Source organism: Stenotrophomonas sp. NPDC077421 (assembly GCF_049545505.1).
GTDB lineage: Bacteria > Pseudomonadota > Gammaproteobacteria > Xanthomonadales > Xanthomonadaceae > Stenotrophomonas > Stenotrophomonas nematodicola.
This window is the reverse complement of record NZ_JBMWDP010000030.1, coordinates 39,669-53,484: the sequence shown is the minus strand read 5'-3', so window position 1 is coordinate 53,484 and position 13,816 is coordinate 39,669. Positions and strand designations below refer to the sequence as shown.

Sequence of the window (13,816 nt, the reverse complement as noted above, 5' to 3'; positions counted from 1 at the left end):
GGACAGGCTTCGGTCGACGAAGATCGCGCCGGTTTCCTTGTCCACTTCGTACTTCACCGGCTCCGAGTCCTTCGGGATCTCGATGATGACGTTGATTTCTTCCGGCGGGTTCTTGCCGGGCGAGACGAGTTCCAGACCCATTGAGGTGTGCTCCGAGAGGGGGATGTTGGCGTACAGCCCCCCATTTTATGCCTTTGGCGGGCCGCGTGCAGGTCGGACGGTACCCACCGGACGTGGCGGGGCATTCCGACGCTGGCGCGCGGAGCGTGCTTATCGGCGGGATGAGGCTGAAGGCGCAGGGTAGGGCCATCCCCCTCTGGAGACCCCGATGGTCATTGCCTGCTTCCGCCTCCGCTGGCCGCGCCTCTGCCTTGTTGTCCTGCTCGGGCTGTGCCTGGCCGTGCCCCTGCAGGCCGCGGGCCCGCGCTTCATCGACCTGGCCGCGCGGGTCGGACCGGATGAATCCGCCGACGACACCGCCTACCACGAGCTCAACCGCTGGCTGATGCTGGAGTTCAACGATCTCTGCGAGGACTTCTTCTGCGAGGGCGCCCATGACAACTACCGGCCGTTGCGCCTGGCCTGCGTGGTGGATACCCGCGACGACACCCTGACGCAGTGCCGCTTCCCGGTATCGGCCAGCCGCGATCACATCGACCCGGACACCGGCGCGCTGCGGACCGAGGTACTGCACTGGCTCTGTCCGCTCCCCCTGCCGCGGCGGCTGCCGGTGGCGACCTTCCTGGCCGCGATGGACTGGCAACCCGACAGCTCCGGCCACCTGTTCAACCCCCTGCCAGGCACAGGTCGCTCGATGTTCGAGTTCCTGCGGGACTGCCTGCCTTGATGCCTGTCCTGCGGTGCCACGTCCCGGGCATCGCCATCCACGGAGTCGTTCAATGATCGCCAAGCCCCTGCTGCTGTTGTCCGTCCTGATGGCCGCCCCTGTCGCGCCGGCCGCTGCTGCCGCACCGCCAACCCATGTCGACCTGGTCGACTACCCACGCTCCCAGGCGAATTGGGACGCGTTCCACGACCTGCGCCGGCGGTTGATGGCCGGCTTCGACGATGTCTGCGCCGACACGTTCTGCGAGGGAGCGTACAGCGATTACGAAGCCTTCAAGCTGCGGTGCTCCGTGGCGGCCGGCACCGGCACCGTCAGTGACTGCCGCTGGGCCTTCGCGGCCAGCCAACTGGAGGTGGACGGCGCCACCGGCGCCATCCTGGCCGATCAACCCACCTGGCTGTGCAGCCTGCCCATTCCGCCGGGTACCACGGTGGAGACCTTCTTTGCGGCACTCGAAGGCCCGAGGGCGATCTTCCGCAGGCTGCCGGGTGCGCAGATGTCCATCTTCGAGTCGCTGGGTGACTGCCTGCGCTGACCGTGCCGGGGTGCAGCGCCCATGCGTCCTGGTTGCAGGGCAGGTAGCCTGTCGTCATGGATTCGCTCACTGCTGCCGCCGCGCGTGCCCTTGCCAGCGGCGACGCGCTTGCCGCCCTCAGGCACGTCGCCCTGCGGGAGGACCCGCCTGCGCTGGCGTTGCGCGGGGTGGCGCTGGCGCAGCTGCAGGACTGGCCTCGGGCGCGCGAGCTGCTGCAACGGGCCGCACGCGCGTTCGGTCCGCAGGAAGCGCTGGCGCAGGCCCGTTGCGTGGTGGCCGATGCGGAGGTGGCGCTGGCGCTGCGCGAGCTCGGCGGATCGTCGCGGCCGCTGCGCGCGGCGGCCGCCACGCTGGCGGCACGCGGCGACGGCACCAACGCACTGCAGGCCTGGCTGGTGCTCGCGCGGCGCGAGGTGCTGCTCGGCCGGTTGGCCGATGCACGTGCCGCGCTGGACCACCTGGACGGGCAGCCCTTGCCGGCTCCCCTGGCCGCGATGGCCGAGCTGACCCACGCCGAAGTGGCGCTGCGCACGCTTCAGGTCGCAGCGGCACGCGCGGCCCTTCAGCGCGCCGGCGAAGCGGCCGCGCATGCGCGCATCGCGGCCTTGCAGGGCGAGGTCGAACGCGCGTGGCACACCCTGGACACGCCGGCCGCGCGCTGCCGGCGCGGCGGCCAGTGGCAGGCGTTGACCCTGGACGGCGTAGCAGCGCTGTGGGACGCCGATGCGCTGGTGGTGGATGCGTGCCGGCGCGGGGTGCATGCCGGTGCGACGGGCCGCTCGCTGGCACGCCGGCCGGTGCTGTTCGCGCTGCTGCGGGCGCTGGCCGAGGCGTGGCCGGGCGATGCCGGGCGTGACGCGCTCATCGGCCGTGCGTTCGGCATGCGCCATCCCGATGACACCCACCGCGCGCGGTTGCGCGTGGAGATCGGCAGGTTGCGCGCGCTGGTGCAGCCGTGGGCACGCGTGGATGCAACGGCGGCCGGCTTCGTGCTGCTGCCGGCGGCGGCGCGCGAGGTGGTGGTGCTGGCACCACCGCGCGACGATGCGCAGGACGCCCTGCTGGCGTTGCTCTCCGACGGGGCGGGTTGGGCCAGTTCGGCGCTGGCGCTGGCGCTGGGCACCAGCCAGCGCAGCGTGCAGCGCGCCCTGGCGGAGCTGGAGGGCGCCGGACGCGTGCGGGCGGTCGGGCAGGGCCGCACCCAGCGCTGGCTGGCGCCGCCGCTGACCGGATTCACGACGATCTTGTTACTCCCTGCCACGCTGCCGATTGACTAGGGTCGTGGTCAGGTCCCCCTCCCGTGCGGGCCAGGAGAACACCATGAACACGCACACCACGCTGTCCTCTGACACGCAGACCGTTCCCGTGGCCGAGGTACTGGCCGAATACGGACCATTTGCCGGCGCGTCCACCATCAACGGCGTGAGCCACGACGGGCGGCATGTCTGGGCGGCCACCGGCGAAGCGCTGGTGGCCTTCGATCCTGACACCGGCGCGGCGGTCCGGCAGTGGCCGCTGACCTGCGATGCCGGCACCGCGTTCGACGGCACCCACCTGTACCAGATCGCCGGCGCGCGTATCGACCGCATCGACCCGGCGACCGGCACCGTGCTCGGCTCCATTCCCGCCCCCGGCGATGGCACCGATTCGGGCATGGCCTGGGCCGAGGGCAGCCTGTGGGTGGGGCAGTACCGCGAACGTCGCATCCACCAGATCGACCCGCACACGGGGGCGATCCTGCGCACGATCCCGTCGGACCGCTTCGTTACTGGGGTCACCTGGGTGGACGATGCGCTGTGGCATGGCACCTGGGAAGATGGCCGCAGCGATCTGCGGCGGGTCGATCCGGCGACCGGCGCGGTGCTTGAGCGTCTGGACATGCCGGCTGGCAAGGAGGTCAGCGGGCTGGAATGGGACGGCGCCGGGCGCTTCTACTGCGGTGGCGGCAATACCGGGGTGGTGCGCGCGGTGCGGGTCCCCGGCCGCAGCTGAGGCGGGGCGGGCGGGCAGCGATCGGGCGGCCCGCCACAAACGTGACGCATTCTCATTTGCGGGGTAACATGCCGCGCCTCATGGCGGCCGGTGGCTGCCATGTTCCTGCCGTCCGATCGTTGCCGTGTCCGCCGCCATGTCCACCAACGCCTCCACCCTCACCGAGCTGCTGATCCGTGAACGCCCGGCGCTGCTGCGCCTGGTGCAACGCATCCTGGGCAGTGACGGGACCGCCGAAGACGTGATCCAGTCGGTATGGTTCAAGGCGCGCGGTGTGGACAGCGCGCAGCAGATCGACAACCCCCGCGCCTACCTCTACCGGTTGGCCACCAACCTGGCCACCGACCACGGGCGCGAGCGGACCCGCCGTACCCGGCTGCTGGCCGAGCACTACCTGTGGGGGCCCGACGAGGTGCTGTCCACCGAAGAGCAGGCGATGGCCCAGGACGAACTGCAGCGGGTGCTGCAGGCCGCCGAGCATCTGCCCGAGCCGACCCGCACCATCTTCCGCCTGCATCGGCTGCAGGGCATGACCCAGGCCGATGTGGCGCGCCGGCAGGGGGTCTCGGTGACGACCGTGGAGAACCATGTGCGCACGGCGCTCCAGCGTCTTGCCTGGGCCCGCGCCGGGCGCTGACACCGGGACCTGTACCCTGTCTTGGGGACGCGCCGCCCCCGTTCGTCTTGTTCCTGATGATGCCCGACGGTGTCGTCGCTTCATCCGCCCCCGATCGCGCAGACCGCCAGCCATGAGCCCGCAGCAGCCCACCCCGCCGTTTTCCCCGCCCGCGCCCGTGGCGGAGCAGGCGCGCGCCTGGATCACGTGGTTGGCCTCGGGGGCGGCTGACGACCCTGTGCGCATGCAGGCCTTCGAGGATTGGCTGGCCGAGCCGGGCCACCGCCACGCGTTCGAGTACGAGCGCCAGCTCTGGCGCAGCGTTGGCCCACGTCCCGTGGCAACGGCACCGATCACAACGCGCGCACCGCGCCGTTCCCGTGGGCTGCGTCTGGGCGTGGCCGCAGCGGCCGTGCTGGCGCTGGCCTGGTGCGCGCCGGAAGCCTGGTTGCAGCTGCGCTCGGACCACCGCACCGGCATCGCCACCGAAACCGTGGCGCTGCCCGATGGCAGCCGCGCGGTACTCGACGCCGATTCGGCGATCGCGGTCCACTTCGATGGCAGCACCCGCACGATCGATCTGTTGCGCGGGCGGGCCTGGTTCGAGGTGGCGCCGGATCCGCAGCGGCGTTTTCTGGTGAACGCGCAGGGTGGGGTGGTCGAAGACATCTCCACCGCGTTCGTGGTCGACACCGCGCGCGCGCGCGTGGAAGCCCGGGTCGAACAGGGACGCGTGCGTGTGGCAGCCCGCGAGGGCGGCGGCTGGACCTATCTGCAGGCCGGGCAGCGCGCGACGTTCGTGCGCGACGGTCGCGTCGAGCGCGGGCCGGACATCGCGCTGGACCGCATTGCCCCGTGGCGACAGGGCGAACTGCTGCTGGACGCGGTCAACGTGCGCGACGCCGTCGCCGGCATCGGGCGTTACCGGTCCGGCCCGACCTTTGTGCGGGGCGATGTATCGCACCTGCCGGCGGTGAGCGCGGCGTTCCACATCGATCGGCCCGAGCAGGCGCTGGATGCGCTGGCAGGCACGGCCGGTCTGCGCGTGACCCGCCTGCCGCTGGGCGTGGCGATCGTGCGTGCCGGCGCGGCGCCAACGCCGGACTGACCGCACACCGCGCCAGGCCGATCCGATCCGTCCTGCATTTTCCCTTGGGGCTGGCGCCGCGCCGCGCGTCTAACACCCCGAACGTACCCGCCGCCGCCACGTACGTCCGCCGTGCCCGCACCTTGCGCGGGTCATCCGCCTTCGTGGCATTGCATTCCGACAGGTTCCTTCATGCGTACTCCCTCCCGTCCGGGTCTTCGCCCGCGTCCGTCCCGCCTGTGCGTCGCCCTGCTGGCCGCCGGCCTGGCATCCCTCACCGCACTGCCGGCCCTGGCCCAGTCCGCTGGCGATGCGGCCGCCGCCACGCACCGCTTCGACATTCCGGCCCAGCCGCTGGGTGAGGCACTGCGCAGCTTCATGCGCCAGTCCGGCATGCAGGTCGCCTATCCGGCCGCGTTGGCCAACGGCGTCACCTCTACCGCGGTGAGCGGTGAACTGGATGCGTCCTCGGCACTGGCACGCCTGCTGCAGGGCAGTGGCCTGGTGATGCGCCGGGTCGGCCCGGACGCGGTAACGCTGGAGCGGAGCGCGACCACCGCACGCGAAGACGGCGTCATCGTCACCGACGCCCTGCGCGTGGCCGGCGACCGCACCGACACCGGCGGCAGCGGCGGCGACCACACGCTGGATGCCTACCGCACCGCCGGGTCCAGCGTGTACGTCCCGCGCGCGACCCTCGAGCGCTTCCGCGGCACGTCCACGGCGGACATCGTCAAGGGCGTGGCCGGTGTCACGGCAGGCGACCCGCGCACCGCCAACGCACTGGACCTCAACATCCGCGGCATCCAGGGGCAGAGCCGCATTCCGGTGATCATCGACGGCGGGCAGTCGACGATGGACACCTACCGCGGCTATGCCGGCCAGTCCCAGCGCACCTACCTGGACCCGGACCTGATTTCCAGCCTGACCATCACCAAGGGCCCCAGTCTGGGCGTGAACGCGTCCGGCGGCATCGGCGGCGTGGTGGAGATGGAGACGCTGAAGGTCGACGACGTGCTGCGCGACGGCCGCGACAGCGGTGTACGCATCCGCGGCGGCCTGGCCAACAACAGCGCCAACAATGTACCGGCCTACAGCGGCGTGCCGCGTACCGACCGCAACGCCACCGGCAGCCGGTTCTTCAACATCGCCGCGGCCAGGCACTGGGACAGCGTGGACCTGGTGGCCGCCTACGCGCGCCGCGACCAGGGCAACTACTTCGCGGGCAAGCACGGCTACGACGACTTTCCGCAGACCCGCCGCACGCTGGCGCCGCTGAATCCGCCGCGCACCGAGGTGTTCAACACGTCCTCCGAGTCCGAGTCGTTCCTGATCAAGGGCAACTGGCGCATCGACGAGAACCAGACGCTGGAAGGCGGCTACCGCCGCTATGAAGGCGAGCAGGGCGAGATCATGGCCTCGCAGATCATCCGCGTGGACCGCGACCGCGTGCCGCAGTGGGAACCGGGCCGCATCGACCTGGACGCGTACAACCTGCGGTACCGTTTCAATCCGGACACCGACCTGGTCGATCTGAAGGCCAACCTCTGGTACACCGACGCGCACAGCCTGATGTACAACGGCCTGACCGGCATCACGCCGTGGTACTTCGACCGCCGCACCGAGTGGTATGACGGCCCGACCTTCAACACCGACCCGGGCTACAAGAGCGCCTACCGCAACAGCATGCAGCAGACGCGGCTGGGCCTGGACGTGGGCAACACCACGCTCCTGACCAACGATGCGGGCCTGTTCACGCTCAACTATGGCCTGTCCTACAGCGATGAGGACGTCGGCCCGGGTCGCAACGCGCCGATCATGCACGATGATCTGGTCAACAACCGTTTCCTGCGCAATGCCGGACGCAAGGAATACAGCGCCGTCGCATCGGTGAAGTGGGAGCCGGACGAGCACTGGGAGCTGATGCTGGGCGGGCGCTACAACCGCGTGGACGTGCATGACCGCAACCGCCTGGCCACGCCGGAAACCTACGGCGTGATCGGCCAGTACCGCTACACGCAGCTGCTCAACGGCAACCCGAACCTGCCGTCGTGGCGGGCCACGCGCATCGCGATGCTGAACTGGTATCCGGATGCCAACGGCCAGTTCACCCAGGCCTCGCTGCTGGCATCGCCGTACAAGCAGGGCACGGTGGCGGACATCGCCGGCTGGAACTTCTACGACGCCGACGATGCCGAGGACCTGAGCGTGCCGGTCAGCTGGACCTGGTCCAAGCCGATCCGTCGCCGCGACAGCGCGTTCATGCCGTCGGCCAGCGTGGCCTACCGCTTCACCGAAGACACGATGGTGTACGTGAAGTATGCCGAAGGCGTGAAGCTGCCGAGCCTGTTCGAGTCCACGCTGGGCCTGTTCACTGCCGCCAAGCCGGTCGGCGAGCTCAAGCCCGAGCGTGCCGGCACCTGGGAAGTGGGCGCGAGCACCGTGCAGCACGACCTGTTCGTTGACGGCGACCGTGCGGCGTTCAAGCTGGCCTACTTCGATACCCGCATCGACGACCTGATCACCCGCGACTACCGCACCCTGTCGGCCGGCTACATCCGCAACATCGACCGCTTCAAGGTCTCGGGCATGGAGTTCCAGTCCAACTACGATGCCGGCAAGGTGTTTGCCGATCTGTCGGCGCACTATTACTTCCAGGCCAAGACCTGCGCCCCGGACATCGCTGCCGAGCGTCGTGCCTACGGTGTGCAGCGCAGGATCGAGGAACTGAAGAACACGCCGGACTGCGTTGATGGCGGCTTCGAAGGCTCCTACAGCAATACCCAGAACCCGCCGCGCTATACGGTCAACATGACGCTGGGTTCGCGTCTGTTCGACGAACGACTGACCTTCGGTACGCGCGTGATCCACAACGCCGGCCCGATCAGCAAGCTGGACAAGGAATGGAACGTGGGCCTGTCGGCCATCCAGCAGCTGTACCGTCCCAACACGCTGGTGGATCTGTTCGCCAGCTGGCGTGCCACCGAGCAGCTGGCGGTGGACGTCAACGTGGACAACCTGACCGACCGTTACTACCTGGACCCGCTGGCGCTGGGCATCATGCCGGCCCCGGGCCGCACCGTGCGGCTGGCGCTGACCTACCGCTACTGAGTCCGTGCAGAACAGGGGCCGGCCACGGCCGGCCCCACCGCGTCACCGGCTCAGAGGCCGGTAGCGCGCTTGACCGCCTGTTCGTGCAGGGCCTCGCCCAACTCGTCGACGACGATGGCCCAGTCGGCATCGGACTTGAGCTGCTCGGCGAGGAACTGGCGCTGGCCGTCGTTCCAGAACGGCGCATCGACCAGAGCCACCTCGGCGGGCAGTTGATGGCTGGCGATGAACGCGGCGATCGCCGCCGGGCTGGCGTCCAGGCCCAGCTGCAGGAACAGGTTGGTCATGCGGGGTTCGGTGGTGATCATCGAAAAGCCTTGGCGAAGTACGTGATCCGCATTATCGACGCAGGCCGGTGAAGCCGTCATCGCGGCCCGCACGACAATCGGGGTTGGGGAAGCGGTCGTGCCAGTCGTCCAAGCAGGGACCCCGTACACGCCGAGCCCCATGATCGCCACCGACCTTCTTCCCGCCACCCGCAGCCAACGCCTGAAAGCGGCCACCCGCGACAGCCACGGTGCCCTCGACAAACGCATCATGGCCGGCGACATCTTCGCCAGCCGTGCGCAGTTCGCCCGCTTCCTGCGTGTGCAGTACCGCTTCCACCGCGATATCGATGCGCTGTACGCCAACATCGCGCTGGACGCGCTGCTGCCCGACCTGGACACCCGCCGCCGCCTGCCGCTGATCGCGCGTGACCTCGGCGACCTGGAACAGACCCTGCCGGGCCCGGTACCGATGCGCCTGGACCCGGACCTGCCGCTGCCGGCCGCGCTCGGCTGGCTGTACGTGGCCGAAGGTTCCAACCTCGGTGGCACCATCCTGTACAAAATGGCCGCCAAACTCGGGCTGGACGCCGGTTTCGGCGCGCGTCACCTGGCCGCCCATCCGGACGGAGCTGCGCGCCACTGGCGCGAGTTCACCGCTGCACTGGATGGCGTGACCCTGGACGATGCGCAGGAACAGCAGGTCATCGACGCCGCCGACGCTGCCTTCCGCAGCGTGCACGGCCACGTCGAGCTGGAATTCGCATGAGCCGCACGCGCGCCGTGCGGGGCCGTGCCGGACAGGCCTGATGCGCTGGCTCTGGTTCTGCCTGGGATGGCTGATGGTGGCGCTGGGGGTGATCGGCGCGCTGCTGCCGGTGATGCCCACCACCATTTTCCTGATCCTGGCGGTCGGCTGTTTCGCACGCAGTTCGCCTCGTTTCGAGCGCCGCCTGCTCGACCACCCGCGCTACGGTCCGGCACTGCGGCTGTGGCGCGAGCAGGGCGCGGTCAGTGGCAAGGGCAAGGCGTTCGCCGCCGGCGGCATGGCGCTGGGCTTTGCGCTGTTCTGCTGGGGAGCGCAACCGTCGTGGCGGCTGCTGCTCGGCGTGGGACTGTTCTTCGCTGCGAGCGCGGCCTATGTCCTGTCGCGCCCGGCCCCTCGGCTGGATGCCGCCCCCCTGTCGGTTCCCCCGGTCGCCGTCGCGCAGGATGCGCGCGCCGCTGATGCACCTTCTCCCTACAAAGATCCAGACGATGACGCTTCCTGTTGATGTTCCCGCCGCTGTCGCGGCGCTGTCGCACGACCTCACGCCGTGGGGCATGTACCTGGCGGCCGATACGGTGGTCAAGGCGGTGATGCTGGCGCTGGCGGCCGCATCGGTGGCCACCTGGACGGTGCTGCTGGCCAAGGGCTGGGCCCTGTCGCGGCAGTCGCGCGCGCTGCGTGCCGCGCGGGCCCTGCTGCTCGACGCCGCACACCTGCCGGCCGCGGACGGCGCTGCCGGCGCGGTGCTGGGGCAGGGCGTGGCGCATGCGCTGCTCGATGGCGCGCGCACCGAGCTGCGCCTGTCCGGCGACGGCGCCGATGCTGCCGGCATCAAGGAGCGCATCGGCTCGCGGCTGGAGCGTATCGAACTGGCCTATGCACGGGACATGCGCAGCGGCGTGGGGGTGCTCGCGAGCATTGGCGCGATCGCTCCATTCGTGGGGCTGTTCGGCACCGTGTGGGGCATCATGAACAGCTTCATCGGCATCGCTGATGCCAACACCACCCATCTGGCGGTGGTCGCCCCGGGCATCGCCGAGGCGCTGCTGGCCACCGCACTCGGTCTGGTGGCGGCGATTCCCGCCGTGGTGATCTACAACCACTTCGCGCGGGTGCTGGCCGGACTGCGTGCGCTGGCCGGCGATGTCTCCGCAGGCGTGCAGCAGCTGGTGTCACGCGACCTCGACCGCCGCGGCATCGCCGTGGCGGCGCGCTGAGGCGGCCCGCATGGCCCTGCGTACCGCCCGCCACGACGAGGACGCGCTGGAGGAGACCCACGCGATCAACGTCACCCCGTTCATCGACGTCATGCTGGTGCTGCTGATCATCTTCATGGTGGCCGCACCGCTGGCGACGGTGGATCTGCCGGTGGACCTGCCGGCCAGCAATGCACGCCCGCAGCCACGCGACAGCGAGCCGGTGTACCTGACCGTGCAGGCCGACCTGCGCTGGAGCGTCAACGACACGGCGGTGGACGCCGGGGCGCTGAAGGCGGTCCTGGACCGGGCCGGCGACGGCACGCCAGCGCAGCGCATCTTCGTGCGCGCCGACAAGGGCGTGCCGTATGACGCGGTGATGCAGGCGCTCAACGCGCTGCGCAGCGCCGGCTACACCAAGGTGGCGCTGGTTGGCCTGGAACAGACGGCATCATGAGCCTGCGCAACGAGGCGCAGGTGCCCTGGGCGGCCAGCCTGGGCATCGTGGTGGCACTGTATGCGGCGGTGATCGGTGCGGTGGTGTGGTGGCACGCGCGGACCGCCGCGCCGCCCGTTGCGCTGCCGCAGGAGGCGATCGCGATCGAGCTGGCAGCCACCGCCGAAGCGCCGCCGGCGCCGGCCACCGAGATTCCGCCGGGGCCGGCACAGCAGGAGCAGCACCGCCCGCAGCCCACCCCGACACCGCCGCCACGGCTGGTGCTGCCGTCCGACCCGGACGCCGCGCTCAGCCAGGCACCGCAGCCGCAGAAACCTCGCGAGCGTGAGGACCCCTCCGACCTTGCCGAAGTGGACCAGACGCTGGCCCCGCCGGACGTGCAGGCGCAGGCATCGCAGCGCTATGCCGGGCAGCAGACCGTGTCCGGTCAACGCAGTCCCGCGCAGGTGACCTGGCAGGGGCTGCTGCTGGGCCACCTGGAGCAGCACCGCCGCTATCCGCGCCAGGCCGAACGTCTGCGCCAGCAGGGCGTGGCCTACGTGCGCTTCTCGGTGGACAGGCAGGGGCATGCGAGCAACATCCGGCTGGGCACCAGCAGCGGCCACGCGCTGCTGGATGCCGAGACGCTGGACACCGTGCGCCGTGGCAACCCGATGCCGCCGCCACCGGCGGACCTCCCCGGCGATCCGGTGGAGGTCATGGTGCCGGTGGCGTTTTCCCTGCGCGGGCGCTGACTACAGCAGGGGCACGAGCAGCAGGGCGACGATGTTGATGATCTTGATCAGCGGATTGATCGCCGGGCCGGCGGTGTCCTTGTAGGGATCGCCGACGGTATCGCCGGTGACCGCGGCCTTGTGCGCTTCGCTGCCCTTGCCGCCGAAGTGGCCATCCTCGATGTACTTCTTGGCGTTGTCCCAGGCGCCGCCGCCGGTGGTCATCGAGATCGCCACGAACAGGCCGGTCACGATCGTGCCGATCAGCAGGCCGCCCAGCGCACGCGGCCCCAGCAGCAGGCCGACCACCACCGGCACCGCGACCGGCAACAGCGAGGGAACGATCATTTCGCGGATCGCCGAGCGGGTCAGCATGTCCACTGCCTTGTCGTACTGCGGCTTGCCGGTGCCCTGCATGATGCCGGGGATGTCGCGGAACTGGCGGCGCACTTCCTCCACCACCGCCCCGGCCGCACGGCCGACCGCCTCCATCGCCATCGCACCGAACAGGTAGGGGATCAGGCCGCCGATCAGCAGGCCGATGATCACCGTGTGGTCGGACAGGTCGAAGGCGAACACCTCGCCGGGATGGGCCGCCTGCAGGTTGTGCGTGTAGTCGGCAAACAGCACCAGCGCGGCCAGCGCCGCCGAGCCGATCGCATAGCCCTTGGTCACCGCCTTGGTGGTGTTGCCCACCGCGTCGAGCGGGTCGGTGATGCTGCGGATCTCCGGTGGCAGCTCGGCCATCTCGGCGATGCCGCCGGCGTTGTCGGTGATCGGCCCGTACGCATCCAGCGCCACGATCATGCCGGCCATCGACAGCATCGCGGTGGCGGCGATGGCGATGCCGTACAGGCCACCGAAGTAGTGCGCCAGCCAGATCGCCACGCACACGGCGATCACCGGCAGCGCGGTCGATTTCATCGACACACCGAGCCCGGCGATGATGTTGGTGCCGTGGCCGGTGGTGGAGGCCTGCGCGACATGCTGCACCGGCGTGTACTGGGTGCCGGTGTAGTACTCGGTGATCCACACGATCAGCCCGGTCAGCACCAGCCCGATCAACGCGCAGAAGTACAGGTTCAATGCACCGTGCGCGTTGTCCGGCATCAGTTGCAGCGTGATCGGATAGAAGGCGATCGCCGCCAGCACCGCCGAGACGATCACGCCCTTGTACAGCGCGCCCATGATCGAACCGCCCGGCTTCACCTTGACGAACAGCGCGCCGATGATCGAGGCGATGATCGAGACCCCGCCCAGCACCAGCGGGTACAGGATCGCGTTGCGTCCGGCTTCGGCGATCATCAGGCTGCCCAGCAGCATGGTGGCGATCACCGTCACCGCGTAGGTCTCGAACAGGTCGGCGGCCATGCCCGCGCAGTCGCCGACGTTGTCGCCGACGTTGTCGGCGATGACCGCAGGGTTGCGGGGATCGTCTTCGGGGATGCCGGCTTCGACCTTGCCGACCAGGTCGGCACCGACGTCGGCGCCCTTGGTGAAGATGCCGCCGCCGAGCCGCGCGAAGATCGAGATCAGCGACGAGCCGAACGCCAACCCGACCAGTGCGTGCAGCGCCTGCGCGGTATCCAGCCCCAGCCGCAGCAGCAGGGCGTAATAGCCGGCCACGCCCAGCAGCCCCAGTCCGACCACCAGCATGCCGGTGATCGCGCCGCCGCGGAACGCCACGTCCATCGCCGCGCCGAGACCCTTGCGCGCCGCTTCCGCGGTGCGCACATTGGCCCGCACCGACACGTTCATGCCGATGTAGCCGGCCGCACCGGACAGCACCGCACCGATCGCGAAGCCGGTCGCGGTGTACCAGCTGAGGAAGAACCCGACCAGCACGAACAGCACGATGCCGGCGACACCGATGGTGAGGTACTGACGGTTGAGATAGGCGCGCGCGCCTTCCTGGATGGCGGCGGCGATCTCCTGCATGCGGGCATTGCCAGCCGGTTGCCGGAGGATCCAGCGTGCCGACACGATGCCGTAGAGAATCGCGAGGATGGCGCAGATCAGCGCCAGGGTAAGCCCGTATCGTTCCAGCATGTCCCCTCCCGGGTGATGGATGGCATCCAGTCGACGGATGAACCTCACCACGCGGGGCACAACGGGCTGCAAGCTAAGGACCAACCCGTTCAGACCGTGCCCGGTCATCAAGCGTGTGGCTTTGTTCAGCAATCCTGGTGCCCCCCGAGTATGCCGGGAAAAGCGCGGAAACCGCCAG

General features: G+C 69.8%; 15 protein-coding genes. 12 read left to right on the top strand and 3 right to left on the bottom strand.

What is annotated here, in order from left to right; all coding sequences use genetic code 11:
* On the bottom strand, positions 1 to 141 hold a 141-nt coding region (locus ACPEH1_RS15380; RefSeq protein ID WP_423716018.1), incomplete at its 3' end, for an inorganic diphosphatase.
* A gap of 187 nt (positions 142 to 328) precedes the next feature.
* On the opposite strand from ACPEH1_RS15380, the gene ACPEH1_RS15375 reads away from it, so the two are divergent.
* The 7 genes from ACPEH1_RS15375 to ACPEH1_RS15345 all read left to right on the top strand — a co-directional run bounded on the left by ACPEH1_RS15375 (position 329) and on the right by ACPEH1_RS15345 (position 8,188).
* On the top strand, positions 329 to 847 hold the full coding sequence (locus tag ACPEH1_RS15375; RefSeq protein ID WP_423716016.1) for a hypothetical protein: 519 nt from the start codon (positions 329 to 331) through the stop codon (positions 845 to 847).
* A 52-nt stretch (positions 848 to 899) separates the two neighbouring features.
* Entirely contained in the window at positions 900 to 1,382 is a 483-nt protein-coding gene (locus tag ACPEH1_RS15370; RefSeq protein ID WP_423716015.1) for a hypothetical protein, read from the top strand.
* A 56-nt stretch (positions 1,383 to 1,438) separates the two neighbouring features.
* Entirely contained in the window at positions 1,439 to 2,659 is a 1,221-nt protein-coding gene (locus ACPEH1_RS15365) for a helix-turn-helix domain-containing protein (protein ID WP_136002949.1), read from the top strand.
* Positions 2,660 to 2,702: 43 nt separating this feature from the next.
* Positions 2,703 to 3,374 carry a glutamine cyclotransferase gene (locus ACPEH1_RS15360; RefSeq protein WP_262071775.1) on the top strand — a complete coding sequence of 224 codons (672 nt, stop codon included), beginning with the start codon at positions 2,703 to 2,705 and terminating at the stop codon, positions 3,372 to 3,374.
* Between the two features lie 136 nt (positions 3,375 to 3,510).
* Positions 3,511 to 4,011 carry an RNA polymerase sigma factor gene (locus ACPEH1_RS15355; protein ID WP_017354291.1) on the top strand — a complete coding sequence of 167 codons (501 nt, stop codon included), beginning with the start codon at positions 3,511 to 3,513 and terminating at the stop codon, positions 4,009 to 4,011.
* 112 nt (positions 4,012 to 4,123) lie between these two features.
* Complete coding sequence (locus ACPEH1_RS15350; RefSeq protein ID WP_153164733.1) at positions 4,124 to 5,098, top strand: FecR family protein; 975 nt, start codon at positions 4,124 to 4,126, stop codon at positions 5,096 to 5,098.
* A 171-nt stretch (positions 5,099 to 5,269) separates the two neighbouring features.
* Positions 5,270 to 8,188, top strand: a complete 2,919-nt coding sequence (locus tag ACPEH1_RS15345) for a TonB-dependent receptor domain-containing protein (RefSeq protein ID WP_423716014.1) — start codon at positions 5,270 to 5,272, stop codon at positions 8,186 to 8,188.
* A gap of 50 nt (positions 8,189 to 8,238) precedes the next feature.
* Here ACPEH1_RS15345 and ACPEH1_RS15340 read toward each other — a convergent pair whose 3' ends face one another.
* The gene (locus ACPEH1_RS15340; protein ID WP_423716013.1) at positions 8,239 to 8,496 is read right to left on the bottom strand and encodes a DUF2789 domain-containing protein; all 258 of its coding nucleotides are present in this window, start codon (positions 8,494 to 8,496) and stop codon (positions 8,239 to 8,241) included.
* A gap of 139 nt (positions 8,497 to 8,635) precedes the next feature.
* Here ACPEH1_RS15340 and ACPEH1_RS15335 point away from each other — a divergent pair, with 139 nt between their 5' ends.
* Genes ACPEH1_RS15335 through ACPEH1_RS15315 form a run of 5 tightly spaced genes read left to right on the top strand, consistent with a single transcriptional unit; the run spans position 8,636 to position 11,610 of the window.
* Positions 8,636 to 9,223, top strand: a complete 588-nt coding sequence (locus ACPEH1_RS15335) for a biliverdin-producing heme oxygenase (protein ID WP_017354295.1) — start codon at positions 8,636 to 8,638, stop codon at positions 9,221 to 9,223.
* 40 nt (positions 9,224 to 9,263) lie between these two features.
* A complete protein-coding gene (locus ACPEH1_RS15330; protein WP_423716012.1) occupies positions 9,264 to 9,728 on the top strand; it encodes a YbaN family protein in 465 nt (154 codons plus the stop codon).
* The gene (gene exbB, locus ACPEH1_RS15325; protein ID WP_229296484.1) at positions 9,712 to 10,440 is read left to right on the top strand and encodes a tonB-system energizer ExbB; all 729 of its coding nucleotides are present in this window, start codon (positions 9,712 to 9,714) and stop codon (positions 10,438 to 10,440) included. Before ACPEH1_RS15330 ends, exbB begins: the two co-directional genes overlap by 17 nt.
* Positions 10,441 to 10,450: 10 nt before the next feature.
* On the top strand, positions 10,451 to 10,876 hold the full coding sequence (gene exbD, locus ACPEH1_RS15320) for a TonB system transport protein ExbD (RefSeq protein ID WP_136002954.1): 426 nt from the start codon (positions 10,451 to 10,453) through the stop codon (positions 10,874 to 10,876).
* Complete coding sequence (locus tag ACPEH1_RS15315; protein ID WP_153164729.1) at positions 10,873 to 11,610, top strand: energy transducer TonB; 738 nt, start codon at positions 10,873 to 10,875, stop codon at positions 11,608 to 11,610. The genes exbD and ACPEH1_RS15315 overlap by 4 nt, the downstream gene beginning before the upstream one ends.
* Here the strand turns inward: ACPEH1_RS15315 and ACPEH1_RS15310 are convergent, their stop codons facing one another.
* The gene (locus ACPEH1_RS15310; RefSeq protein WP_136002956.1) at positions 11,611 to 13,638 is read right to left on the bottom strand and encodes a sodium-translocating pyrophosphatase; all 2,028 of its coding nucleotides are present in this window, start codon (positions 13,636 to 13,638) and stop codon (positions 11,611 to 11,613) included.
* Positions 13,639 to 13,816 lie beyond the last annotated feature (178 nt).